Source organism: Proteus vulgaris, from assembly GCF_016239305.1.
Classification (GTDB): Bacteria; Pseudomonadota; Gammaproteobacteria; order Enterobacterales; family Enterobacteriaceae; genus Proteus; species Proteus vulgaris_C.
The window spans coordinates 37364-59102 of record NZ_JAEHOQ010000025.1; the positions used below are offsets into that span (position 1 = coordinate 37364).

Genomic DNA, 21739 nt, shown 5'->3' on the forward strand with positions numbered 1-21739 from the left:
ATCACCGATAAAAAAGAGCTTAACAACAGACTATTTGTTATTTATTGCAGGAATTACGTATGGAACTGAAATCCACTCCGATGGGACAACGTTTAGCACAGCATCCTTATAATAGAGTCAAATTGTTAAATGCAGGTATTGAAGTCAGTGGTGAAAAGCATCAGTATTTAATTCCTTTTAATGAATTGATTAATATTCACTGTAAAAAAGGGATTGTGTGGGGGGAATTAGAATTTTTATTGCCTGAAGATAAAGTGGTTCGATTACATGGAACAGACTGGGAGGAAACTCAGCAATTCTATCGATATCTATCTCAAACATGGCAAAATTGGAGTCAAGAAATGAGCGAAATAAGTGCTCAAGTTCTTGAGAAGCAACTCCATAATATTACTGAAATTACGCAATCCAATAAATGGATAAAACAATCTAACCTTAGTGAAATTCAGCAATCTATTAAAGAAAGCTTCTCGGCTATTCCACTTCCACTTGAACGCCTTACCCAATTTGATAATTGCCAAGTGCTTTATCAGCAATGTTTAGAGTGGTTAAGACAAGGTGAGTTACTTATTAATAAAGAAAATTCTTCGTGGATAACACAAATGCTAAATGAGCATGCGGAATTTTTTAATACGATTGAATCATCTCCACTCAATGGTTCACAATGTCGCGCGGTTATTAATGGTGAAGAAAATATTTTAGTCTTAGCGGGAGCTGGGAGTGGTAAAACATCTGTATTAGTCGCTAGAGTAGGATGGTTATTGCGCCGAAACCTAGCACAGCCAGAGCAAATTTTGTTATTGGCATTTGGGCGTAAAGCAGCACAAGAAATGAATGAGCGTATTTCAGCGCGTTTAAGTACCGATATTATGGCGAAAACATTCCATGCATTAGCATTATCTATTATTCAACAAGCGACAAAAAAACAACCTAAAATTAGCGAACTTGAAATAAATAGTGAAAAAAGAAGAGCATTATTATTAGGCGAATGGCGAAATCAATGTCAGCAGAAAAAAGCGCAAGCAAAGGGATGGCGTGAATGGTTATCTCAAGAGCTTGATTGGGATATTCCCGAAGGTGAATTTTGGCATGATAAAAAATTAGAAAACCAAGTTGCTCTAAGGTTAGAACGTTGGATTGGTTTATTAAGAATGCAAGGCGGCAGTCAAAAATTACTGATTGAAAGTGTACAACCTGAATATACAGATGTATTTAAAAAATATTTAAAATTGTTATCTCCTTTATTAAAAGTATGGAAACAGGCATTAAAAGAAGAAAACGCGATAGATTTTTCCGGTTTATTACATCAAGCTATCAATCTTATTGAAAAAGGGCGTTTTATTAGCCCATGGAAACATATTCTTATTGATGAATTTCAAGATATTTCACCACTTCGGGCATCTTTATTAACAGCATTAAAACAGCAAAATAAACAAACGTCTTTATTTGCTGTGGGTGATGATTGGCAAGCTATTTATCGATTTAGTGGTGCAGAATTATTATTGACGACCTCTTTTCATGAGTCGTTTGGAGAAGGTGCCGAATGTGCATTAGATACGACCTACCGATTTAATGACACGATTGGTAATGTTGCTAATACGTTTATTCAACAAAATCCGATGCAATTATCTAAGCCTTTAAATAGTCTAGTTAAAGGTAATAAAAAAGCAGTTGTTTTATTATCAGATGATCAGCTTGAAAATCTATTAAATAAAATGAGTGGTTACGTTGGCGACGATGAAACGATCCTTTTACTCGCTCGTTATCATTATTTAAAACCTGAGCTATTAAAAAAAGCTAAGACGCGTTGGCCTAAATTAAATCTAGAATTTATGACTTTTCATGCATCGAAGGGACAACAAGCTGATTACGTTATTATTTTAGGTTTACAAGAGGGCAAAGATGCTTTCCCAGCACCGGCAAGAGAATCAATTATTGAATTAGCGTTATTACCAAAAGTTGAAGATTATCCTAATGCGGAAGAACGACGTTTAATGTATGTCGCATTAACAAGAGCAAAAAAACAAGTATGGCTATTATTTAATAAACAACAGCCATCTTGTTTTGTTTCAGAGCTAAAATCTCAAGGTGTTCCTATACAACGAAAACCTTAGAATTATTTTAATCTTTCTTTTAAATAACCTTCGTAATCAGGAATTTTAATTGTAGATTCTTGTGAAAACAGAGGTGATGAAATTAAAAAGTTTGCGGTTGCTCGATTGGTGGCAACCGGAATGTTCCATACCGTTGCTAAGCGTAAAAGGGCTTTAACATCCGGATCGTGTGGAACGGCGTTCAATGGATCCCAAAAGAAAATCATAATATCGATTTTCTTTTCAGCAATCATTGCACCTATTTGTTGGTCACCGCCCATTGGACCACTTAGCATTTGAGTAACACTTAGTCCTGTGTGGTGGTTAATTAAATTTCCTGTGGTTCCTGTTGCAAATAACTTGTGTAGAGACAGTTGTTCACGATTATTTTGAACCCATTCAAGTAATGAGCTTTTACAGTGATCATGGGCAACAAGCGCGATATTTTTTTCTTTTAAGAGCGTGCGGTCAATTTGTTCCATTTGATACCTTTAAAAATAAATATAGTTATTGTTTCAGCTGTCAAAATACCTTTTTTTTATCTTACAAGCTATGAACGGATCAAGATACTATGATGTATCATAATATTTTTAATCTTCATGATGAACGGAGTATATAAATGGTGGATTCAGACATTTATGACATTTTAAGAAGTGTCAAAACAATTGCACTTGTTGGTGCGAGTAGCAAAGAAGATCGCCCAAGTTATAAAGTCATGAAATTCTTATTAGAACAAGGTTATGACGTTATTCCTGTAAATCCAGGTATGTCTGGACAAACATTATTAGGTCAACAATGCTATACCTCATTAAAAGATATTCCTGTCTCGATTGATATGGTTGATGTTTTCCGTCAATCATCTGCCGCATTAGAGATCGCAAAAGAAGCGATTGAAATTAATGCCAAAGTCTTATGGTTACAAATTGACGTAATTAATGAAGATGCTAAAGAATTAGCAGAAAAAGCAGGATTACGAGTGGTTATGGATCGTTGTCCTAAAAAAGAAATCGAAGCACACGGTCTTCCCTGGTAATAAATCAAAATATAATCGCCGAAAACAAATTCGGCGATTATCATATTTGTTCAGATCACGGTTTATTTCAATTATCTGGTTAATTTCTTAATCGTGGAGCCTGTAATTGGCTACGAATTGACTGTGATAGCTCATCCAGTGAGTCATTATCTAAGTGTTCATCTGAAACTTCATAAGTTATCTGCGCTTCGGCAAGATAAGTATGAACGGGCTGTCCTTCATCATCTTCCATCACAACATGGTACCAAGGTGCTGCTCGCAAGGTCACATTAGATGCAATATCATCCTCATTAGGCTGATCAAGGGAATATTCAGCATCCACATCGACAACAACGCCTAAGTAGCCGAGTAATTTATGTCTAACTTGCTGTCCTATCCCAAATTTGCTGGCGGTCATCATAGTATCACCTCCATATAGCCTTGCTTATTGGTTATATATATGAGGGTACAAAGTGAAATTTCAAGGATTTGAAAAAAATATAATCCTTTGCTTTCATTATGAATAAAGAACCTCACAAAATCAGATTATCTATTGTATAAAGAAAAGACAATAACCTGAGTAGAATTTTTATTTTAATAACACTATCAGGAGAGCATATGAAAATGGGTAGAGAATATATTATTCAAGGACGTGTACAGGGCGTTGGGTTTCGTTTTTTCACTTATCAATGGATGAAAAAAAAACTAATAACAGGTTATGTTTGGAATCGTGATGACGGCAGTGTGGGAGTAAGAGCGTTTGCAAAGGAAGAGGCGTTAAAAGAATTTGAAAATTGGTTAGAAACTGGTGGCCCTAGAAGCGCCAAAATTACATTTTGGTCGGCTACAGCTTGTGAGTATGAATCAATGGCTGATTTTTCAATCCGCCATTATGAATAATATAGTTTTTAATGATTTTTAATTAGCTTTTATTAAAAGCTAATTTTTTAAATACATTTAACGGGTTTAGGTAAACCTGCCAATTTTGTGGCTTGTTTCGCCGGGCCTTTAGGAAATAAGCGATAAAGGTAACGACTATTGCCTTTCTCTTCGCCATATTTTTGCGCAAGGGCTTTTACCAGCATACGAATAGCAGGGGAGGTATTAAATTCTAAATAAAATTGGCGAACAAAGCGGATAATTTCCCAATGTTGTTCTGTCAATTCAATTTCTTCTATTTCAGCTAATGTTGGAACCATATCTTCGCTCCATTCATTGCTATTTTTTAGATAGCCGTGGCTATCTGTCTCGATTTCTTTTCCGTTAAATACAAACATGTGCATTATGACCAATCAAAAATAATAGCGTTAATTTAGCAAAAATAAGGAAAATACCCAAGTAGAACCCATAAATCGTTGATTAATTAAGCCATTGACTTGTAATGCGTTTAATTTTACAGCAAACAGTATAATAAGGCCTTTACAATATAAGCCTAGGTGTTTATATTGCTCCCTATTGCGGAGGGGTGGCCGAGCGGCTGAAGGCAGCGGTCTTGAAAACCGCCGATGGGAAACCATCCGAGAGTTCGAATCTCTCCTCCTCCGCCATCTCATCATCTCCTAGCGTCTCCTGAAGTATCCTAATCCCAAGTAAATCAAGCATTCCAATTATCATTGTCTCCTGAAGTCTCTTAACGTCTATTGAAAGCTCCATTTTTTGGATGTAAATGGGGAACATCATACCCCCTTAATATTTAATACCCCCAATATGAAACTAACAGTTAAGCAAGTTGATAATTTTCTCTCAAATGGATTATAAACAACTAAACTAAGAACAAAAACTGAAGTGCTTAAGATCACATATTGTGCCTCTTGATTGAGGCTTTTCTGATTATTTTGATAATCTCATTAGGAATATTAATATTTTTTGGTGATGACATGAAATCAAAAACATTAGGTTTAGATCTTCTGTATTGGCAATTTGTTGATCTTGCAATAAATAAAGAGTATGTAACAACGACTGATTTTCTTGGAAGATTTAGAATTAATCAAGATAGAGTAAATAAAATAATCTCTGAACTAGAAAAAACGAACGTTATTGTTAAAGACGATGGAAAATATAAAGTCATTGGTTTTCCAACAGAATTGAATTGGCGAGAAGTAAGTTCAACACAACCCCAAGGTGATGAGTGGGGGTTAAATGAAAAATATACAAATGTGCTGACAATAGAAGAGGGTAAAACATTTGTTTATCAGGACTTTTACAACAGAGGGTTCACTGGAAAGCCTGAATTTCTCATAGACATTCATGGTGATATTGCAAAGTATCATGCTGTTAGCTTTGGTGGTGTTAATGAGCGATTGAGATATGCGTATTTATCAGCTTACTGGCCTAGAGAAACAATAGTTGCTTTTCATTACGATGAGGAAATAAAAACCTTATTTATAGATGTAGACCTGCCTGAAATTGAGGACACACCAGTATCAAATGGTGAAAGACTAAAAACCGCAGAAGAATATTATTATGATTACGCGAGGCATGTTCATGCTATCGCTCTAAGAGTATCTGCTATCGGGTTTATGGTTTGCACAGAAATAGAGAATGTCATAGTGGCTGGGTATTCTCAGATATTTAATCATGAAACTGGTGATGAAGATGATCTCTATTTAATCAATGTAAAATTGAATAGGGATAAATTTGAAAGACTGTCTATTAAAAACATCTCCATGTGTGATCCTATTCAGTATCTATCAGGATTTGAAGCATTAGTTAAGATGAATAAGAATTATAAAATGAATGCAATCGACCTGAAATGGTAATTTGCTCCCAATATCATCATTTATAAATAATTACACTAAAGAAAATGAGAATAGTGAGGACGGGATCGGGATGCTAAGAAAAAGCTAAGTGCGTATGGTGAGGTAAATGTCAAAGAAAAATCCAGTGGTCGTGAATTTAATAAAAATAAAGCTGGTGGGCCAACTAAAGATTTAGACAGGAAAGATGTAAAAATTTATCGTGATCGCGTTGATAAAGTAAAATTGCACAGAGTATTTTGGTGAATCAGCTGATAACAAGGAATTGATGGATCGACTGGAAAAATATTGCGTGGAGAAATAAAAGCTACTGATATTAACAAGTGGTTTAATACACATGAAATTAGAGAATTGGAACGGTATCGTAATTTAGGTATTAAAGATGGCGAGATCCCGAGTAATATTGATGAGGTTTGGAATAATACTCATACAGCGAAGCGAGAAGACTATGATATCAACGAACGGACTCAGCCTTTATATACACCAGAGGATATAGAACTATATGATAAACCTCAGGAAATAAAATAATATTGCATTATATTTTATAGGTGAGAAAACAGTTAGTAAAACTCACCTATTTAATACCAAAATAATTTAAAAAACTTATTTATTTATTTCATTATTTTTAGCTTGAAGGTAATCAGTGAGAAATGCTTGAGCATTACCTTCATGGGATATTCCTTCAGAGTAACTTACTGATATAGATTGAGATTCTCCTGGTATATAAAGGTTACCACAGCACTTATTCTCAATAATTAGAGCAACAAATTTATTTCCATTAATGTTTATTGAGTATCGGGTATCTCTGCTTGTTTTTTCAACTTGCATCTTCTGAATTTTTAAATTCCAGTCATGGTCAATACCTTCGATCTGTACTAATGCTTCATTAGCATTACGCTCACCGATACGTAGGGTCCAAACAATCACTCCTTGTTGACCTTTATAGGCAATGACATTATCTGCGACATCAGGGCGTTGTTCTGCATGTGCGCTCCCTATAATGCAGGTAAATAATATAACGATTAAAGCTATTAATTTTTTATAACTAGCCATATTCCTTTATCCTAATCTGTTGTTATATATAAATAATTATTTAAATATCAATGATTAATTACTATGATGTTAGTCATCATAATAGATTTGTTTATTTTAAAACATAGTACAGAGTTATTATTAGGATATTTCTTGTTTAATTTCCAATGAAATATTAATCAATTCTTATTAAATAAAAGTAATATAATAAAGATGGATACAGAGAAGTTACACTTCTCTGTATTTTTTTATTTGATTCAGTTTACAAAGATAAAATTCGTTCAGAGATCAGTGACATTAATTTCTCCGATTGAACATCAGTAATTATCATCGTATTCATACGACATTCATTTAAATTACCATTATTTTTAGGTGGTCTTAGATCATCATGGACTGTTGCAAAACTTAAACCAAAGAGTTTGCGTGATTCATATTCAATATCAATATGTCCATTTATACCAGTGAAAATATCTGGGCGGATTAGATAACCTATTACACAGGGATCATGTAAGAAGGGATCAAATGCAGCATATCCACGAGACATTTTTGCGGCTGTTCTAGCAATAACATTACCTTGCTCTAATGACTGGCATAAACCTGCTCGGATATCAGCTTTATGAGTGACATCTAATCCCAACATAGTAATGTGTTCTGCTGTATCAAAGACAATATGTGCCGCGTGTGGATCGACATAAAAATTGAATTCGGCTGCTGGTGTTATATTCCCATTACAGAATGCGGCCCCACCCATTAGAACAATATCTTTCACATTATCCTTAAGCCTTGGTTCTTTTAGCATTGCCATGGCGATATTGGTAAGTGGGGCTGTCGGGCAAAGGGTGACTTCTTTAGGGTTAGACATTACAGTATCAATGATAAAATCGACAGCATGTATATCGGGATAAGTGTAATTAGATTTCGGTAACATTACACCAGCAAGGCCATTATTGCCATGTACTTGTGTTTTACTTCCTCGACGCGCTATCAAAGGTCGTTCACATCCTCTAGCTAAAGGGATATCAGGGCGTGACACAAATGAAAGAATATTACGAGCATTCTCATGAACTTTATCTAACTCAATATTTCCAGCTACTGTTGTGATCCCCAGCACTTTTATTTCTGGTGATGCCAATGCGAGTAAAATAGCAATAGCGTCATCTACACCCGGATCACAATCTATAATAATTTTAGTCATATACTTCTCCTTTGATAACTTACATAATGCATTGAATAACAACTAGAATTAAAAAGAGAACTTATAAAATAAATATCAGCTAATAAAAATACCGACCATCGTTGCAGATAAGCAACTCACCAACGTTGAACCCATGATCAGTCTAAAACTATTCGCCGCTATCATTTTTCCATGTTCCTTACTGATACTGGCGACACAAGCGATAATCATTCCGACTGAACCAAAATTTGCGAACGAAATCAAGAACACAGAGATAATGGCTTCTGTTCTCGGGCTCAAATCCTCTAATTTGATATAATCAATCATTGCAACAAATTCATTTGTTAAAATTTTTGTGGCAATAATTTGCCCAAACTCAATACTGTCTTGCCAAGGAACACCAAGCACAAATGCAATAGGAGAGAAAATATAGCCAAGAAGACCTTGGAAACTTATTCCTATGAGGTGTAAAAAAATATCATTCAACATGCTAATTAGAGCAATAAAGCCAAGAAGCATTGGAACTATTGCTAGAATTAATTTAAAACCATCGAGCATATGTTCTGTTAGTACTTCAAAAAAACTATGATGCTCATTTTTAGGGCCAGAAAAATTGTTTGATATCTCAATAGGATCGTTAGGGTTAATAATGGAAACAATAACGAAAGTACTAAAAAAATTTAGACAAACACCAATAAAAACAAACTGAGGTGATAACATTTGAGTGTAAGCACCTAATATTGCTATATCGACAGTAGACAGTGAGCATGCGGCTATTGTGTACATTTGTGGTTTTGTTAAATTGGGTATGTATTCTTTAATCGAAACATATACGGCCATCATGCCTACAACGACAGCACTAACTGCTGAAAAAGATTCAAGTTTACCTACTTTGGCTATTTTATTAATAAGGTATCCGATAGTCAGAATAATCAATCGTAGAATACCAAAATATTTTAATATCCCAATAATTGAACAAATAAATACTAAAGGCATTAGAGCAACAATAACAAACACAATAGGTGTTTTAGTGCTTATATCTCCAAATACAAAATCAATTCCTTTATTTGCATGATGTACTAAATACTCTATACCTATATTCGTCATATTAAGAATTGTGATCCCAATAGATGTATGTAAAAGTATAAAAGCTACGATGGCTTCTATTAATAAAAGAATAATAATGGGAATGAATTTTCTTTTTATTTTATTAGCATTAAAACTAATAGAAGATGCCACTATAAAAATTAAGAGAAGGCTAATAATGAAAATTAAATATTTCATAACGACCTCGATTATATAATTTATTAACGGGGTGGGTTATTTATGCGCTTCCCTTACATACACTCTTTTTTTAATCTGGCATCAACACTTGTTCGAGATGGCATTGATGATGCACCTTTTTTTTCAACAGCCAATGATGCATAAGCAATAGAAAATTTAATTGCTTCATCCATATTTTTACCTTCTATTAATTTTGCAGCCAAAGCACCAGTGAATGCATCGCCTGCACCACTTGTATCAACAACAGACGCACTCATTGCTTTGTAATATTTCATCGTGCTACCGTTGAAATAAAGAGCACCACTATCACCAAGTGTCATTACTATTTCTTTAACACCTAAGTTATGTATTGCTTTTATGGCTTCCTGTGCTGAAATAACGCTATCAATTTTAATGTTTGATATTAGTTCTGCTTCTGTTCCATTTGGTATTAATAAATCAATAGATGGCAAATGTGAGACAATTTGATCTGAATAGGGCGCTGGGTTAAGAATGACATAACATCCCGATTTTTTTGCTATTTCAATCGCAAATTTGGTCGCCTCTATATTATTTTCTAATTGAGTAAGAAAAATTTTTGCCGATTGCAGATTATTAATATCTGAAAGAATTTCAGCTTTAGTGATTGTTGCATTAGCTCCTAAATCAATAATAATACTATTATTGCCGGTGGCGTTCTCAACCATAACTAATGCATTCCCTGTCTTTGCATTAGCATCCTTAATTAATGTGTATGAACTTATTTTTGTAGTACCGAAATATTTTTCTGCGGTAGCGCCAAATGAATCGTCGCCTACTTTAACAAAAAAATGCACATGATCATTTAATTCAGAGGCTGCAACCGCTTGATTTGCACCTTTCCCTCCAGGGAAAAAATTTGTAGAGATTGCTTTGATTGTCTCTCCGACAAAAGGGAATCTTTCAACTTCTGTGACAACATCTAAATTGAAAGATCCTAGAATATATAATGAGCATTTATCTGCAGTTTTTTTATCTCCATTTCGTGCTTCGCAATTAATTTGAAGTACTCTGGTTTCATCAATAGTTCTATTTATTATTGGTTCTAATTCAATTTTTTGTAATCGCACACCACCATGAAATTTAGTTGCTATACCTAATAACTGTAATTCATCTATGTATCTTCTTACTGTTCTTTCCGATACATGAAGTAGAGCACTAAGCTCTTTTACGTAGATAGAATTATCTTTCACTAATTTTTTTCTGATAAATGCAATACTACTCTTTTTTTTCATATCACCCCTCATTTGTTAAAAAATGTTTCACCATTTGTTAAGATGATAGAGATTAATTAAGTTTATTCTGTATGAGTAGTCACGTTTTTTGCTCGTAATTGGACAGTTATCTGTCCATTTAGATAAATTTTTAGAAAAATATGCGGTAAACGAAGTTTGCTTATGTTGGATGATTATCTAAAATCATTGAGAATTATTTACTGATTTTTAATTTTTCTATGATTGAAATGATTGAAATGATTGAAATGATTGAATATCTAGAGAGTGGATAGGAGAATTGATAGTTTTTAGCATCCACTAAAGCGTAAAAAGAATGACCAATAAAGGTATGCTAGTGTTATCGCTATGTATGTGTATTTTAATTTTTGCTTTCGTTCACATAATAAAAGACAAATACAAGGAATTAAAACGAGGATAGGTTCGATAATATATCTTCCGTCTAGTGGAAGCTGACACAGTTGTTTTATATCACCACTGTCTAACATCCATTCGTAATCTGAGATTGAAAATATTCGGATCAGAATTAATAAAAATATAAGATAAAGAAAGAAAAATAACTTCGATAGTATTTTCATATAAAATTTAATTAAATCAAAGTAATTGACTGAGTAAAATAAAAATTAAACAAATATCAGCGATAACAAGTAAGACGCCAATAAGTGTTCTGACTAAAAGGCATGAAAGTGTTGTAGGAGGCGCTTTAGGAAATAATACAGAAAAAGACCAGTGTGCTAGTATCGCAATCAAAAGTATAGCAAGTGTCATATAACTGATAAAAAATACCATCATTAAATCCTTTGTCTAAGTGTTATATTTTATTCTAAAAAAGAATACCTTTGTTTTTTTATAGATTTTTTATAAGTATAATTTACTATTGAGATAGTTTTAAGGATGTTTGCATGATGAGAGTCATTAATTTTGTTATTACTCTCTGGATACTAAGAGATTTTATACCAATTTCTAATTAATATTAATCATTAATTAAGTTGTTTGCTCTTTATCTGTATAAATACAAGGTTTAAATAGACTAATTATGATGAAAAATGAAAATTAGTTTTAATATTATTTATTTTTGGGACTTTTTAATCTATCCAAGCAAGTGTTGTACTTGAATCTACATACATTAGAAAGCACTTAATAATAGTTTATTAAGTGCTTAAGATAGTTGTTATTAGTTACGTGCAATAATAGGTTTCTCTTTACGATTAAACCAACTTTCACGTAATTTATCGTAGCTAAGATTAAATGTATAAGTATAAAAAAGGAAAAAGACAAAAAAACCAATTTCTAATAAAAATGCATTCCATAATGACATATTTAATAAAAGTGCCAATATTGGTAATCCTATGATCACAAAGCTAAATTCAAAACCAATTGCATGTATAATCCGTATTTTTGTTGGTCTTGGGCCTTTAGATAAAGGCCAATAATGATCAAAGATCATGTTATAAAAAAGATTCAACAACATAGCTAATGTGGATAAGACAATAGCGACTGTACCCATCTGAAAAATTGAGCGTTCCAAAAGCCATGCACTAAGCGGTGCCGTTATGGCAATAGCAATCGCTTCAAATGAAACAGCGTGAAAAACGCGCTCAGTAAATGTTTTTTGATATTGGCTCATATCTCACCTCAAATTAATTGTTTAACAAAAAACGAGTGCAATTATTGGTGATATTTTGTATATATACAAAATAGGAGCCATCGAAAAAATCGATACCATAATGAACTATTCTATAGAAACTTTGCGTACATTTGTTGAAGCTGCTTCATTAAAATCATTTTCTGCTGCAGCACGAAAATTAAATAAAAGCCAATCTACAGTTAGTAGTACGATCGCCGGATTCGAAGATGATATGGGGTTTGAATTATTTGAGCGTAAAGGACGAGAATCAACGCTGACTTTTGCAGGACAAAAAGTGTTGAGCTTGGTTGAAGATATATTAGCGGCTGATGAACGACTACAGGCATTAAGAATAGAGCTATCGCCAGAAATGGAGCCCCGTTTAAGTTGTGTATTCTCTGATATGTATCAACCACCTTATTCAGAGCAACTTTTGAAAATTCTGGATAAAGAATTTCCACATCTTGAATTTGAGTTTCTTGTTGCTGAGAATGATGATGTGATTAATATGCTGCAAAATAATCAGGCGCATATTGGTATGATGGAATCACGAGTAGAATATCCTGCTGATATTGCCTTCGCTCGTTTACCTGTGAGTGGTAAGTTAGGATTATATGCACATAAAACGCATCCACTTGTGAAAGAAAAGAAAATTAACTATCAGCATTTAACAATGCATCGTCAATTAAGACTAAGCAGTCGTGCTCAATTTGCTATTAATAGTGAGAAGAATTGGCTAGCACCTAACTATTTATTATTACTTGAAATGGCAGAACAAGAAATGGGATGGGCAATATTACCCACATGGTTAGTTGAGCAATTTGGACATGATTTGTTAGTCAGTCTAGATTATGACCAATTTCCCAAGAAAATAGATATTGATTTAGTATGGTCAAGAAGTAAACCACCAGGAAAAGCAGGATATTGGATGATAGATAGGCTCTTGAAAAATGATCTTCAATTTTCTCTCTAGACATTAATCAATCACCTTCATTATCAGAGATATAGTGAAGGTGATATATTCCTCGCTCGACGCCAGATCACCAGCCACAAACATTTGTTTCTTCATCCATATCATAACCACGTACAATATTGATAAGATCTTTTACTATTAAACTAGACATATCAGCGTCTAATAAATCAGTTAAAAAACTGTCTTTATCAACAGAAACACCGTTATTTTTGTTTGTTAATACTAAGGTAAGTTCTTGTGAGTCAATATTTACCTTATTTTTTAGTTCATTAATTAAAAGTAAAATTTCTTTAGCCGCAACTTCTGGAATATATAAAATTTTAGGGTTTAGAAATGTTTTTTGAGATTTTTCTTGGCCATTGGCATTGATTAATTCTAATAAATAGCCTTTATTTTCATTATCCATATTATTATTTAACCTTCGGCAAGTATTTTAGGATCGACATAAAAATCGACATTAAAAACAGTATCTTCAGTTTTTGCTTCTATTTTGTGCCATGTTTCTGGCGGGAATACACCAAACTCACCGGCATTAATCACTAATGTTTCTGTTGGCTCTGGGCTAATTTCATCTGCATATGCGTAATAAACAATCATTCCTTGCATAACAGATAGCTTAGGGTAGACCCCTTGGCGAGTTCCTTTATCTAAATGTCTTTCCCAAATCGATTTAGGAGCGGTGTCTTTGGTCCAAAGAGGTGTTGATCGTACATGGATATAGTGAGTGGGAATAATAATTCGTTCCATTTTTCCTCCCTAAAGTGAAGAGATTAATTTTTCTATTTTTATCTTAGCTAAGATGAAAAATTACTGCTGATAATGCAATAAACTATTGTACTGTTAAATAAAATCTACCTCTTATAATAAGGCATTTCAAATGCAATTTTATAAAAAAAAGTGACAAAATGACTCTATGCTTATTAATACCTTGTTTTATTTGGTTAAAATATTTTTTAAAGTTTAAATTATTTTTTATCAAAAGGTCGTTTTTTAAGCATTTCTTAGGTGTTATTATCAATGTTTACTCACCAACATAATTTCTTTGTTCTATAATTAATCAAGTTTAAGGTATTAATATTTAATTCATTATTTAACATAATTGAGATATCACTATGGAATTAAAGGATTACTACGCCATAATGGGTGTTAAACCCACCGATGATACTAAAACGATTAAAACGGCTTATCGCCGTTTAGCTAAAAAATATCACCCTGATGTAAGTAAAGAGCCGAATGCTGAAGAGCGCTTTAAAGAAATTGCTCAAGCGTGGGAAATATTAGGGGATGAGCAACGAAGAGCAGAATATGATGAGCTTTGGGCACATCGTAACGATCCTAAATTTAAGCAGTTTACACAACAACATTCAAATACAAAAAATCAAGAAAGCTTTAGCCAAGAAGATTTTGATGATATTTATGCATCATTTTTTGGTCGACGTTCTCCATTTGAAGAACAGCAAACTTACCAATCTTTTAAACAACGTGGACACGATTTAGAATTAGAATTAGCCGTGTTTTTAGAAGAATCACAAGAAGAACATAAACGAACAATTAGTTACCATTTACCGGTTTATAATGTTTTTGGGATCGTAGAAAAAGAAATTCCTAAAACATTAAATATTAAAATTCCTGCAGGTGTCATTGATGGACAGCGTATTCGCTTAAAAGGTCAGGGAACATTGGGTGAAAATGGTGGAGAGAATGGTGATTTATGGCTAACAATTCGTATTGCACCTCATCCTTTGTTTGATATTAAAGGCCATGATTTAGAAATAGTGGTTCCAGTTGCTCCTTGGGAAGCGGCCTTAGGTGCAAAAATTTCTATACCTACAATAAAAGAGAAAATCCTATTAACTATTCCTGCGGGAAGTCAAGCAGGACAAAAATTACGTATTAAAGGAAAAGGATTGGTTAGTAAAAAGGTTAGTGGCGATTTATATGCAATTTTAAAAATTGTGATGCCACCTAAATCGGATGAAAAAACACGCGAATTATGGCAACAAATTGCAGATAGCCAGACCGATTATAATCCACGTAAAGACTGGGAGAATAAATAATGGGTCAGTTAACAACAACTATATTCACTGTCACTGAATTTTGCCATCACACTGGAATATCAAATGATGAACTTAAAGAGTTTGTCGCACTTGGCGTGATTGAGCCATTAGAAATTGAAACTCAAGAATGGTTTTTCGATGATAATGCGCTTGTGGTGACACATCGTGCATTAAAACTTCATAAAGAGCTCGCATTAGATTGGCATGGTATCGCTATAGCTCTAACCTTATTAGATGAAAATGAGCAGTTAAAACAAGAAAATAAGCAATTACGTCAGCAATTAATGCGATTTATAGATGAATCATGATTAATAAAATAGCCACTAAACGTATAAATATCTTTAGTGGCTGTTTTTTTATTTCTTACTGATTGATTTAACTTATTATTTTCTACTTTTTTATTTAAACACTATCATAAGATTGCTATGTTTTAAAAATGAGCAATATGGCGATGAGATCACATCTATACATATAACTATTAAGTTATGATTTATATAAATTATTAATTATTACTTCTTCTTGTTTGTTAATTGGGATTTACTTTTTATAGGGAAAAATAATGCAGCCGATCCAAATAAATAAATTAATAGAATGGCGTAGGACTTTTCACCAGTTTCCAGAAATTGGTTGGACCGAGTTTGTGACAACGGGCACGATAATAACGTTATTGCGTGACATGGGGGTTGAGGTTAAAGCTGGGCCACATATTCTTTGCCGAGAAAGTATTTTAGGTCGAGATGAAAAACTAGTTAAAGAAGCAATCAACATTGCCAGAGAGAAAGGGATCAGTACTAAGTTATTAGCTGAAATGGAGGGTCTTACGGGATGTATGGCTATTATTGATACAGAAATATCTGGCCCTACATTTACTTTTCGTTTTGATATTGATTGTGTTTATGTTCAAGAATCAAATGACGAAAATCATCTCCCCTATAAGCAGGGGTTTGCCTCGAGTCGTTCTGGATTAATGCATGCTTGTGGTCATGATGGGCATACTGCGATAGGGCTTGGTTTAGCACATTGGTTAAAACAAAATATTCACGTTTTACGTGGAAAATATAAATTAATATTTCAACCTGCCGAAGAAGGGGTGAGAGGTGCTAGAGCAATAAGTGACAGCGGGATCTTGGATGATACTGATTATTTTATGGGGATGCATATTGGATGTAATTTAAAAAAAGGTGAAATTGCGCTCGATCCTTTTGATTTTCTTTGTACAACTAAATTAGATATTTCTTTAAATGGAAAAGTAGCTAATGCTGTCGATGAGCCAGAAAAAGGAAATAATGCATTAGTCGGAGCCTGCTTTTTAGCTAATGAAATATTAGCAACACCAAGACATGGTAAAGGTATGACGAGAGTCAATGTTGGAACCTTAATTGCAGGTGAAAATCGTAGCCTTATTCCTAGCTCGGCGAAGATGCAACTGGAAGTACGTGGACAAGATGCTGAAATAGCAAAATACTTATTTGATAATATAAAAAAATATACTGCTGGTATCGCATCTTCTTATTACTTGGATACGAAAATAGAAATTACTGGTGAGGCGACAAATTTTAGAAATGATCCTGAAATGATAAACCTCATGCAAGGCATTATCGATACACATCCAGAATTATTAAATGTTACATTACCCTTGGGTGGGAGTGAAGATGTCTCACTGATGGTAAGAAGAGTACAAGATAAAGGTGGAAAAGCGATATTCTTTTTAGTGGGCGCAGATCAAAGAGATGGGCATCATAAAGAAAAATTTGATATTGATGAAGAGGCGCTTTCCATTGGTTTGACACTTATTACTGAAAGTGTTTTATCTATTCTTGATATACATAAATAATAGAAAGGTCTCTTCTATTTGCTGATATTGCATAGAATGAAATCATTAATAACTATTTAATGGGATTTGAAAATAATGAGTATTTTGGTTGATGCTCTTGGATAAACTCAATATAAAGTTGTGTTTCATGTTCTGTTTTTTTCGATGTGAAGAAACAGATATTACTCTTAATTGTTGGCGTAATTTCCTTATAAGCAATACCTTCAGTTTCAATAATAGGGAATGAATTAATTAAACTTATTCCTAATTCATTTTTTACAAATGTCACTGCTGTTTCTTGATCTGAGACTTCAGCAATAATATTAGGTTTAGACTTTGATTTATGGAGCATTCTGTCAATAACAGTACGACCAATATTACTTTTAACTAATGCAATAAAAGGCTGATCATGTAAATCATCTAATGTGAGCGTATTTTTTGTACATAGCTCATGCGATTTAGGTATTGCACAAATAATTTGAGTCTCTCTCATTGGTATTTGTGTTAAATTATAATTGCTATTAATTGTCATATTGTCCGTAATGGCGATATCTGCTTGTTCTTTTGCAATTAAAGACAATAGTTGTTCACTTCTAGATATTTCTAAATGAACATTAACTTGATATTTTTTGATAAAAAGAGCAGTGATTTGATTTATAAATCCATAAGCTAGTGTTGGGGGAACTAAAACACGTAGGCTTCGTTTTTTTTCTTGGTGATGAAAATGGCTTAATCGGCTGAATGATTCGGCTATGTTGGCGATTTCTTCGTAAAGTAACAGTGCATCAGAGTTAGGTATGAGCTTGTTATTTTCACGAGTGAATAATTGTTTACCACAACGCTTTTCTATCTGATTTAATGTTTGGCTTACAGCGGGTTGAGAGATACCTAATTGCTCTGCGGCATTAGTTACACTCCCATGGTCGATCACAGTTTGTATAATTTCAAGGTCGCGCAACGTAGCCCACCCTCCTGACCAAGAGGTTCTTTTTATATTAATTGCCATCATGTTTTTTGCTTTAGTCTGTTTATCTTACATACGATTATACTGTTAATAGGATAATTATTAGATAATAGTTATGAAAGAAGTATTAATGTTTTTTTATTAACGTTAATTGTTATTGTATTTAATGTTTTGTTATTATATTTAATATAAAAACGCTTATTATAAATAAAATGGGATTAGATTACGCCTCTAAAAAAATCAATAACAATATTTCGTCTCATTTATATTTTAATGTATTCCACCATAAACTCTATTGATATTAATGTGATACATCCAATTTATTTTTTTATTTCAAAATATAATGACCATTGAGATATAAATCACGGTAATGAACACTTTCTCATTGTTAATATTCTACGTCCAATTATCTATCTGGTTTTTTATTTTTTAAGATATTTAATTGATATACAAATTATAAATAACAAGCAAATGGGGTGTTTTATGTCTTTTTTCAAAAAAGGTATTATTGCCTTATCAATTAATATTGCATTGGTTTCATCTGCTTTGGCCTGTACCACATTGTTAGCTGGAAGTGAGGCAACAAATGATGGCTCTCTAATTATCGCTCGTAGTGCAGATAGCGATGCACTAAAAGCGCAACATTTTGTTATTCATCCTGCTAAATCAAATCAAACAGGAACTTACAGTACAAAAGAACACAACGGTGCTAATAATTTTACATATCCACTACCAAAAAATGCATTGCGTTATACTACCATTCCAAACTGGAAAACACAGCTCCATGGTGCAACAGGGTTTAATGAGTTAGGAGTTGGCGTTAGTGGCACCGAGTCTATTTTTGCTTCACCTAAAGCACTTTCTTTTGATCCTTATGTTGAAGATACAGGAATAACTGAAGATGATATTCCTGATGTGCTACTTTCAAGAGCAAAAACAGCGCGTGAAGCAGTCGAATTATTAGGAAGTATTATTGAAAAACAAGGGGCTGGAGAAGGATTTGGAGTTGCTGTTGTTGATAAAAATGAACTTTGGTATTTAGAAACAGGAACTGGACATCATTGGATTGCACAAAGATTACCTAAGGACAAATATTTTGCGACAGGTAATCAAGGAAGACTACAAGCTTATGATATTAATAGTGAAAATAATTTAGGCTCTAAAAATTTAGTGGAATTTGCGGTTGAGAAAGGACTTTATAATCCTGAAAAAGAGGGAGCATTTAACTTTTCTAAAGCGTATACCCGTGATGATGAGCGAGATCGTACCTATAATGATCCTCGAGTATGGATCATACAGCAACAATTTAATCCATCATTAAAACAACCAGTTGATGATGGTCGTAATTTTGCTCCTTTATTAACACCAGAAAAAAAAGTGTCCATTGAAGAAGCTAAAGCTATGTTGCGTAACCACTTTGAAGGGACAGAACACGATCCTTATACAAATGGATTAAATGGTAAAGAGCCATGGCGCCCAATTAGTGTATTTAGAACTTATGAAGCACATGTTATGCAAGTTCGCCCAGAACTCCCTCAAGAAATAGGTGAAATAAATTATGTCGGGTTGGGTATGGCGGATTTAACTGCGTTTGTTCCGTATTACAGTGGACTAAAAGCTTATCCTCAACATTATGGAATAGGTACTAATAAAGCGGATAGTGATTCTATTTATTGGAAGTATCGTAAATTACAAACATTAGTGATGACAGACTATCCAAAGCTTGCACCAATAGTGAAAAAAGCCTACCAAGAATGGGAAGAAAAAACAGCATTAGAACAAAAAGAAATGGAATCTAAATATCTTGCCATGGTTAAAACGGATAAAGCAGGTGCAGATAAAATGCTAAATGAATTTAATTTGCGTGTGATGGCGAGTGCTGAGTCATTGACCGAAAATTTAACAAATGAATTATTTACTGTAAAAACAAAAGATATTCAAGATGATATTTTCTTTGCTAATAAGTCTAAAAAAGACTAATAGAGAAATGTTGTTTTAAATACAATTTAGACAAAAGATCCCAAACTGTTGGGATCTTTTTAATAATAGGCTATTAAATAACGGGAATATAGTAGCTAATTTTTTGTAAATACTGCCCACTTTGATCAAGTAGTTTATCGTAACTCACTGGTTCTTTTATTGTATATCGTTCAATATCAGGGCCAGGTCTACGTAATAAATTCATTTTTGGTAATACCTTGGTGTATACCGTATAAATAATGTCATCATAGCCTGTTAATGAGTCTAAAATTTCATCCATATGAAAAGTAATTTCTAAGTAATTACCACAGGGTAATTCTAATTGTGACATTGCTGAGACATTAGATGCTGTTGATAGCTTTTCTTTATCAACTGCAGTGCTATAAATATACATGGTGTCATCTAATGTACTTGCAGATGCTCTGTGCATTGCGTATAACTCAGTCGGTATTGTATGTACATTTTTCAAAAATCTACGCCAAAACTCTCTTCTGAATTTTTTCTTGTCTGAATTCCACGTTGAAATGGGTTTGTTATATTGGTGAGACATGCCTGCTAATTTTAGAGAAGGGAAGGTAACAACTTCATATTTAGCACTTAGCTCAACAGTTTCTAGTGCTGGGAAAATAAGCTCGCTAATATCCCAACCTGGTTTTTTTCTATACTCGGAAGGAGTAATGTTAAATTGTTTTTTAAATGCACGGCAAAATGTTTGCTGAGAGTCAAACCGGTATTTCAATGAAATATCTAGCAGGCTACAACGTGTTATACGTAAGGCATAAGCACCACAAGATAAACGGCGAGCGAGTATGTATTTTCCTAAAGATATTCCTGTATATGCTTTAAATAAGCGCTGAAAGTGCCACTTTGTATAGCCTGATTTTTCAGCAACGATATCTAATGATAAACGTGAATCAAGATTCTGCTCGATCCAAACAATAATATCTTTAACAACATTCTCTTGAAGCATGAATATTCCTATTATTTTTCTCTATCGATATTTTTCAATAAGATCGACTTAATTTATTGAACTACAATAAATTTATAGGTGCTAGGATAATAGCATATCGTATAGTGGTAGTTACATTGAATAAAGTAAAATAGGCGTGTGTTAATGTAAAGTTATGTATTGCAATTTATTTGAATTAAATTTGATTTTAAATAAAAAAATTGTAGAAGTCATTAATCAATGATTGATGTGTTTATTAAAATAAAGATAAATATTTTTGTTTTTACTAAATACGGAAGTATCCTATTTTGTCTTTAAAAGAAAGCGCCTAATTTTATTGTATTAGTAAAATTCATTGGTTATTTTAGGAGATATAATGAAAAAGTTATTTTCTATTTCGGCGATTGCTTTAGTCTCTTCATTAATAGCTGCTCCTGCTTTAGCAGCTAAAACGGATACTTATAATTGCGAAGGTCAGAAAATTAGAGTTTCCTTCCCTAATGAACAGCTTGCTGTTATGTACTACAACAATGAAATTATTGTTCTACAAGAGGCGGTTGCGGCAAGTGGTGCTCGTTATGTTGGTGAAAATTTCCAAATATGGGGAAAAGGGCAAGGTGAATTTAACCTCGCTACCATTTCAGAAGATGATGCTGTTAATGGACGTGTCGCTGAAGATAAAGGGCGTACGTGCGAATTAGTAAAATAGTTTCGTTACAGCAATAATATTTAAAAAAAAAAGGGGGAGTATAACTTCCCTTTTTATTTAAAAATTTAG

25 protein-coding genes and 1 tRNA gene are annotated in these 21739 nt (G+C 33.3%); 12 read left to right on the top strand and 14 right to left on the bottom strand.

Going from position 1 to position 21739, the window contains the following annotated elements; genetic code table 11:
* Positions 1-59 precede the first annotated feature (59 nt).
* Positions 60-2111 carry a DNA helicase IV gene (gene helD / locus JEP40_RS16130; RefSeq protein WP_198624380.1) on the top strand — a complete coding sequence of 684 codons (2052 nt, stop codon included), beginning with the start codon at positions 60-62 and terminating at the stop codon, positions 2109-2111.
* A 2-nt stretch (positions 2112-2113) separates the two neighbouring features.
* Here helD and JEP40_RS16135 read toward each other — a convergent pair whose 3' ends face one another.
* Entirely contained in the window at positions 2114-2572 is a 459-nt protein-coding gene (locus tag JEP40_RS16135; RefSeq protein WP_072069639.1) for a methylglyoxal synthase, read from the bottom strand.
* 137 nt (positions 2573-2709) lie between these two features.
* Here JEP40_RS16135 and JEP40_RS16140 point away from each other — a divergent pair, with 137 nt between their 5' ends.
* Positions 2710-3123 (top strand): CoA-binding protein, encoded by a 414-nt coding sequence (locus JEP40_RS16140; RefSeq protein WP_109408831.1) that lies wholly within the window; start codon positions 2710-2712, stop codon positions 3121-3123.
* A gap of 79 nt (positions 3124-3202) precedes the next feature.
* Here JEP40_RS16140 and hspQ read toward each other — a convergent pair whose 3' ends face one another.
* Entirely contained in the window at positions 3203-3523 is a 321-nt protein-coding gene (hspQ, locus tag JEP40_RS16145) for a heat shock protein HspQ (RefSeq protein WP_006537351.1), read from the bottom strand.
* Positions 3524-3720: 197 nt separating this feature from the next.
* On the opposite strand from hspQ, the gene JEP40_RS16150 reads away from it, so the two are divergent.
* Positions 3721-4002 (top strand): acylphosphatase, encoded by a 282-nt coding sequence (locus JEP40_RS16150; protein WP_198624381.1) that lies wholly within the window; start codon positions 3721-3723, stop codon positions 4000-4002.
* 47 nt (positions 4003-4049) lie between these two features.
* On the opposite strand, the gene tusE is transcribed toward JEP40_RS16150, so the two are convergent.
* Positions 4050-4379, bottom strand: coding sequence for a sulfurtransferase TusE (gene tusE, locus JEP40_RS16155; RefSeq protein WP_109408833.1), 330 nt, complete (start codon positions 4377-4379; stop codon positions 4050-4052).
* 182 nt (positions 4380-4561) lie between these two features.
* Between tusE and JEP40_RS16160 the strand changes: the two genes are divergently transcribed.
* The 3 genes from JEP40_RS16160 (at position 4562) to JEP40_RS16170 (ending at position 6386) form a co-directional block, all read left to right on the top strand.
* Positions 4562-4649: transfer RNA gene (locus tag JEP40_RS16160), tRNA-Ser, on the top strand.
* A 330-nt stretch (positions 4650-4979) separates the two neighbouring features.
* A complete protein-coding gene (locus JEP40_RS16165) occupies positions 4980-5861 on the top strand; it encodes a hypothetical protein (RefSeq protein WP_198624382.1) in 882 nt (293 codons plus the stop codon).
* A gap of 285 nt (positions 5862-6146) precedes the next feature.
* A complete protein-coding gene (locus JEP40_RS16170; protein ID WP_232799329.1) occupies positions 6147-6386 on the top strand; it encodes a pyocin in 240 nt (79 codons plus the stop codon).
* A 75-nt stretch (positions 6387-6461) separates the two neighbouring features.
* Here the strand turns inward: JEP40_RS16170 and JEP40_RS16175 are convergent, their stop codons facing one another.
* From JEP40_RS16175 to JEP40_RS16205, 7 genes are all read right to left on the bottom strand, one after another.
* Positions 6462-6911 (bottom strand): hypothetical protein, encoded by a 450-nt coding sequence (locus JEP40_RS16175; protein ID WP_198624383.1) that lies wholly within the window; start codon positions 6909-6911, stop codon positions 6462-6464.
* A gap of 241 nt (positions 6912-7152) precedes the next feature.
* The gene (locus tag JEP40_RS16180; protein ID WP_198624384.1) at positions 7153-8085 is read right to left on the bottom strand and encodes a nucleoside hydrolase; all 933 of its coding nucleotides are present in this window, start codon (positions 8083-8085) and stop codon (positions 7153-7155) included.
* 75 nt (positions 8086-8160) lie between these two features.
* Positions 8161-9348 carry a NupC/NupG family nucleoside CNT transporter gene (locus JEP40_RS16185; protein ID WP_198624385.1) on the bottom strand — a complete coding sequence of 396 codons (1188 nt, stop codon included), beginning with the start codon at positions 9346-9348 and terminating at the stop codon, positions 8161-8163.
* 53 nt (positions 9349-9401) lie between these two features.
* Entirely contained in the window at positions 9402-10601 is a 1200-nt protein-coding gene (locus JEP40_RS16190) for a ribokinase (RefSeq protein WP_198624386.1), read from the bottom strand.
* A gap of 287 nt (positions 10602-10888) precedes the next feature.
* On the bottom strand, positions 10889-11176 hold the full coding sequence (locus JEP40_RS16195) for a DUF2645 family protein (protein ID WP_198624387.1): 288 nt from the start codon (positions 11174-11176) through the stop codon (positions 10889-10891).
* 16 nt (positions 11177-11192) lie between these two features.
* Positions 11193-11387 (bottom strand): hypothetical protein, encoded by a 195-nt coding sequence (locus JEP40_RS16200; RefSeq protein WP_232799330.1) that lies wholly within the window; start codon positions 11385-11387, stop codon positions 11193-11195.
* Positions 11388-11772: 385 nt separating this feature from the next.
* A complete protein-coding gene (locus JEP40_RS16205; RefSeq protein WP_198624389.1) occupies positions 11773-12225 on the bottom strand; it encodes a multidrug/biocide efflux PACE transporter in 453 nt (150 codons plus the stop codon).
* 100 nt (positions 12226-12325) lie between these two features.
* Here JEP40_RS16205 and JEP40_RS16210 point away from each other — a divergent pair, with 100 nt between their 5' ends.
* Positions 12326-13198: a LysR family transcriptional regulator gene (locus JEP40_RS16210; RefSeq protein WP_198624390.1), complete on the top strand. Its 873-nt coding sequence runs from the start codon at positions 12326-12328 to the stop codon at positions 13196-13198.
* A gap of 67 nt (positions 13199-13265) precedes the next feature.
* Here JEP40_RS16210 and JEP40_RS16215 read toward each other — a convergent pair whose 3' ends face one another.
* Both JEP40_RS16215 and JEP40_RS16220 read right to left on the bottom strand, forming a co-directional pair.
* Positions 13266-13604: a DUF1869 domain-containing protein gene (locus JEP40_RS16215; RefSeq protein WP_198624391.1), complete on the bottom strand. Its 339-nt coding sequence runs from the start codon at positions 13602-13604 to the stop codon at positions 13266-13268.
* An 8-nt stretch (positions 13605-13612) separates the two neighbouring features.
* Complete coding sequence (locus tag JEP40_RS16220; RefSeq protein WP_198624392.1) at positions 13613-13945, bottom strand: DUF1971 domain-containing protein; 333 nt, start codon at positions 13943-13945, stop codon at positions 13613-13615.
* Positions 13946-14310: 365 nt separating this feature from the next.
* On the opposite strand from JEP40_RS16220, the gene cbpA reads away from it, so the two are divergent.
* The 3 genes from cbpA to JEP40_RS16235 all read left to right on the top strand — a co-directional run bounded on the left by cbpA (position 14311) and on the right by JEP40_RS16235 (position 17089).
* Positions 14311-15255, top strand: coding sequence for a curved DNA-binding protein (cbpA, locus tag JEP40_RS16225; protein WP_198624393.1), 945 nt, complete (start codon positions 14311-14313; stop codon positions 15253-15255).
* Positions 15255-15563 carry a chaperone modulator CbpM gene (cbpM, locus tag JEP40_RS16230; RefSeq protein WP_109408858.1) on the top strand — a complete coding sequence of 103 codons (309 nt, stop codon included), beginning with the start codon at positions 15255-15257 and terminating at the stop codon, positions 15561-15563. The genes cbpA and cbpM overlap by 1 nt, the downstream gene beginning before the upstream one ends.
* 251 nt (positions 15564-15814) lie before the next feature.
* Positions 15815-17089: an amidohydrolase gene (locus JEP40_RS16235; protein WP_198624394.1), complete on the top strand. Its 1275-nt coding sequence runs from the start codon at positions 15815-15817 to the stop codon at positions 17087-17089.
* A 52-nt stretch (positions 17090-17141) separates the two neighbouring features.
* Here JEP40_RS16235 and JEP40_RS16240 read toward each other — a convergent pair whose 3' ends face one another.
* Positions 17142-18077 carry a LysR family transcriptional regulator gene (locus JEP40_RS16240; RefSeq protein ID WP_198624395.1) on the bottom strand — a complete coding sequence of 312 codons (936 nt, stop codon included), beginning with the start codon at positions 18075-18077 and terminating at the stop codon, positions 17142-17144.
* A 438-nt stretch (positions 18078-18515) separates the two neighbouring features.
* Between JEP40_RS16240 and JEP40_RS16245 the strand changes: the two genes are divergently transcribed.
* Positions 18516-20012, top strand: coding sequence for a C69 family dipeptidase (locus JEP40_RS16245; protein ID WP_198624396.1), 1497 nt, complete (start codon positions 18516-18518; stop codon positions 20010-20012).
* A gap of 73 nt (positions 20013-20085) precedes the next feature.
* Here JEP40_RS16245 and JEP40_RS16250 read toward each other — a convergent pair whose 3' ends face one another.
* The gene (locus tag JEP40_RS16250) at positions 20086-20982 is read right to left on the bottom strand and encodes an AraC family transcriptional regulator (RefSeq protein ID WP_198624397.1); all 897 of its coding nucleotides are present in this window, start codon (positions 20980-20982) and stop codon (positions 20086-20088) included.
* A gap of 355 nt (positions 20983-21337) precedes the next feature.
* Between JEP40_RS16250 and JEP40_RS16255 the strand changes: the two genes are divergently transcribed.
* Positions 21338-21670 (top strand): MliC family protein, encoded by a 333-nt coding sequence (locus JEP40_RS16255; protein ID WP_198624398.1) that lies wholly within the window; start codon positions 21338-21340, stop codon positions 21668-21670.
* Positions 21671-21739: the final 69 nt, after the last annotated feature.

Excerpts from the sequence above, each read along its gene's own strand:
- helD (WP_198624380.1), top strand. The coding sequence starts at position 60 with ATGGAACTGAAATCCACTCCGATGGGACAACGTTTAGCACAGCATCCT.
- JEP40_RS16135 (WP_072069639.1), bottom strand. The coding sequence starts at position 2,572 with ATGGAACAAATTGACCGCACGCTCTTAAAAGAAAAAAATATCGCGCTT.
- JEP40_RS16140 (WP_109408831.1), top strand. The coding sequence starts at position 2,710 with ATGGTGGATTCAGACATTTATGACATTTTAAGAAGTGTCAAAACAATT.
- hspQ (WP_006537351.1), bottom strand. The coding sequence starts at position 3,523 with ATGATGACCGCCAGCAAATTTGGGATAGGACAGCAAGTTAGACATAAA.
- JEP40_RS16150 (WP_198624381.1), top strand. The coding sequence starts at position 3,721 with ATGAAAATGGGTAGAGAATATATTATTCAAGGACGTGTACAGGGCGTT.
- tusE (WP_109408833.1), bottom strand. The coding sequence starts at position 4,379 with ATGTTTGTATTTAACGGAAAAGAAATCGAGACAGATAGCCACGGCTAT.
- JEP40_RS16165 (WP_198624382.1), top strand. The coding sequence starts at position 4,980 with ATGAAATCAAAAACATTAGGTTTAGATCTTCTGTATTGGCAATTTGTT.
- JEP40_RS16175 (WP_198624383.1), bottom strand. The coding sequence starts at position 6,911 with ATGGCTAGTTATAAAAAATTAATAGCTTTAATCGTTATATTATTTACC.
- JEP40_RS16180 (WP_198624384.1), bottom strand. The coding sequence starts at position 8,085 with ATGACTAAAATTATTATAGATTGTGATCCGGGTGTAGATGACGCTATT.
- JEP40_RS16185 (WP_198624385.1), bottom strand. The coding sequence starts at position 9,348 with ATGAAATATTTAATTTTCATTATTAGCCTTCTCTTAATTTTTATAGTG.
- JEP40_RS16190 (WP_198624386.1), bottom strand. The coding sequence starts at position 10,601 with ATGAAAAAAAAGAGTAGTATTGCATTTATCAGAAAAAAATTAGTGAAA.
- JEP40_RS16195 (WP_198624387.1), bottom strand. The coding sequence starts at position 11,176 with ATGAAAATACTATCGAAGTTATTTTTCTTTCTTTATCTTATATTTTTA.
- JEP40_RS16200 (WP_232799330.1), bottom strand. The coding sequence starts at position 11,387 with ATGGTATTTTTTATCAGTTATATGACACTTGCTATACTTTTGATTGCG.
- JEP40_RS16205 (WP_198624389.1), bottom strand. The coding sequence starts at position 12,225 with ATGAGCCAATATCAAAAAACATTTACTGAGCGCGTTTTTCACGCTGTT.
- JEP40_RS16210 (WP_198624390.1), top strand. The coding sequence starts at position 12,326 with ATGAACTATTCTATAGAAACTTTGCGTACATTTGTTGAAGCTGCTTCA.
- JEP40_RS16215 (WP_198624391.1), bottom strand. The coding sequence starts at position 13,604 with ATGGATAATGAAAATAAAGGCTATTTATTAGAATTAATCAATGCCAAT.
- JEP40_RS16220 (WP_198624392.1), bottom strand. The coding sequence starts at position 13,945 with ATGGAACGAATTATTATTCCCACTCACTATATCCATGTACGATCAACA.
- cbpA (WP_198624393.1), top strand. The coding sequence starts at position 14,311 with ATGGAATTAAAGGATTACTACGCCATAATGGGTGTTAAACCCACCGAT.
- cbpM (WP_109408858.1), top strand. The coding sequence starts at position 15,255 with ATGGGTCAGTTAACAACAACTATATTCACTGTCACTGAATTTTGCCAT.
- JEP40_RS16235 (WP_198624394.1), top strand. The coding sequence starts at position 15,815 with ATGCAGCCGATCCAAATAAATAAATTAATAGAATGGCGTAGGACTTTT.
- JEP40_RS16240 (WP_198624395.1), bottom strand. The coding sequence starts at position 18,077 with ATGATGGCAATTAATATAAAAAGAACCTCTTGGTCAGGAGGGTGGGCT.
- JEP40_RS16245 (WP_198624396.1), top strand. The coding sequence starts at position 18,516 with ATGTCTTTTTTCAAAAAAGGTATTATTGCCTTATCAATTAATATTGCA.
- JEP40_RS16250 (WP_198624397.1), bottom strand. The coding sequence starts at position 20,982 with ATGCTTCAAGAGAATGTTGTTAAAGATATTATTGTTTGGATCGAGCAG.
- JEP40_RS16255 (WP_198624398.1), top strand. The coding sequence starts at position 21,338 with ATGAAAAAGTTATTTTCTATTTCGGCGATTGCTTTAGTCTCTTCATTA.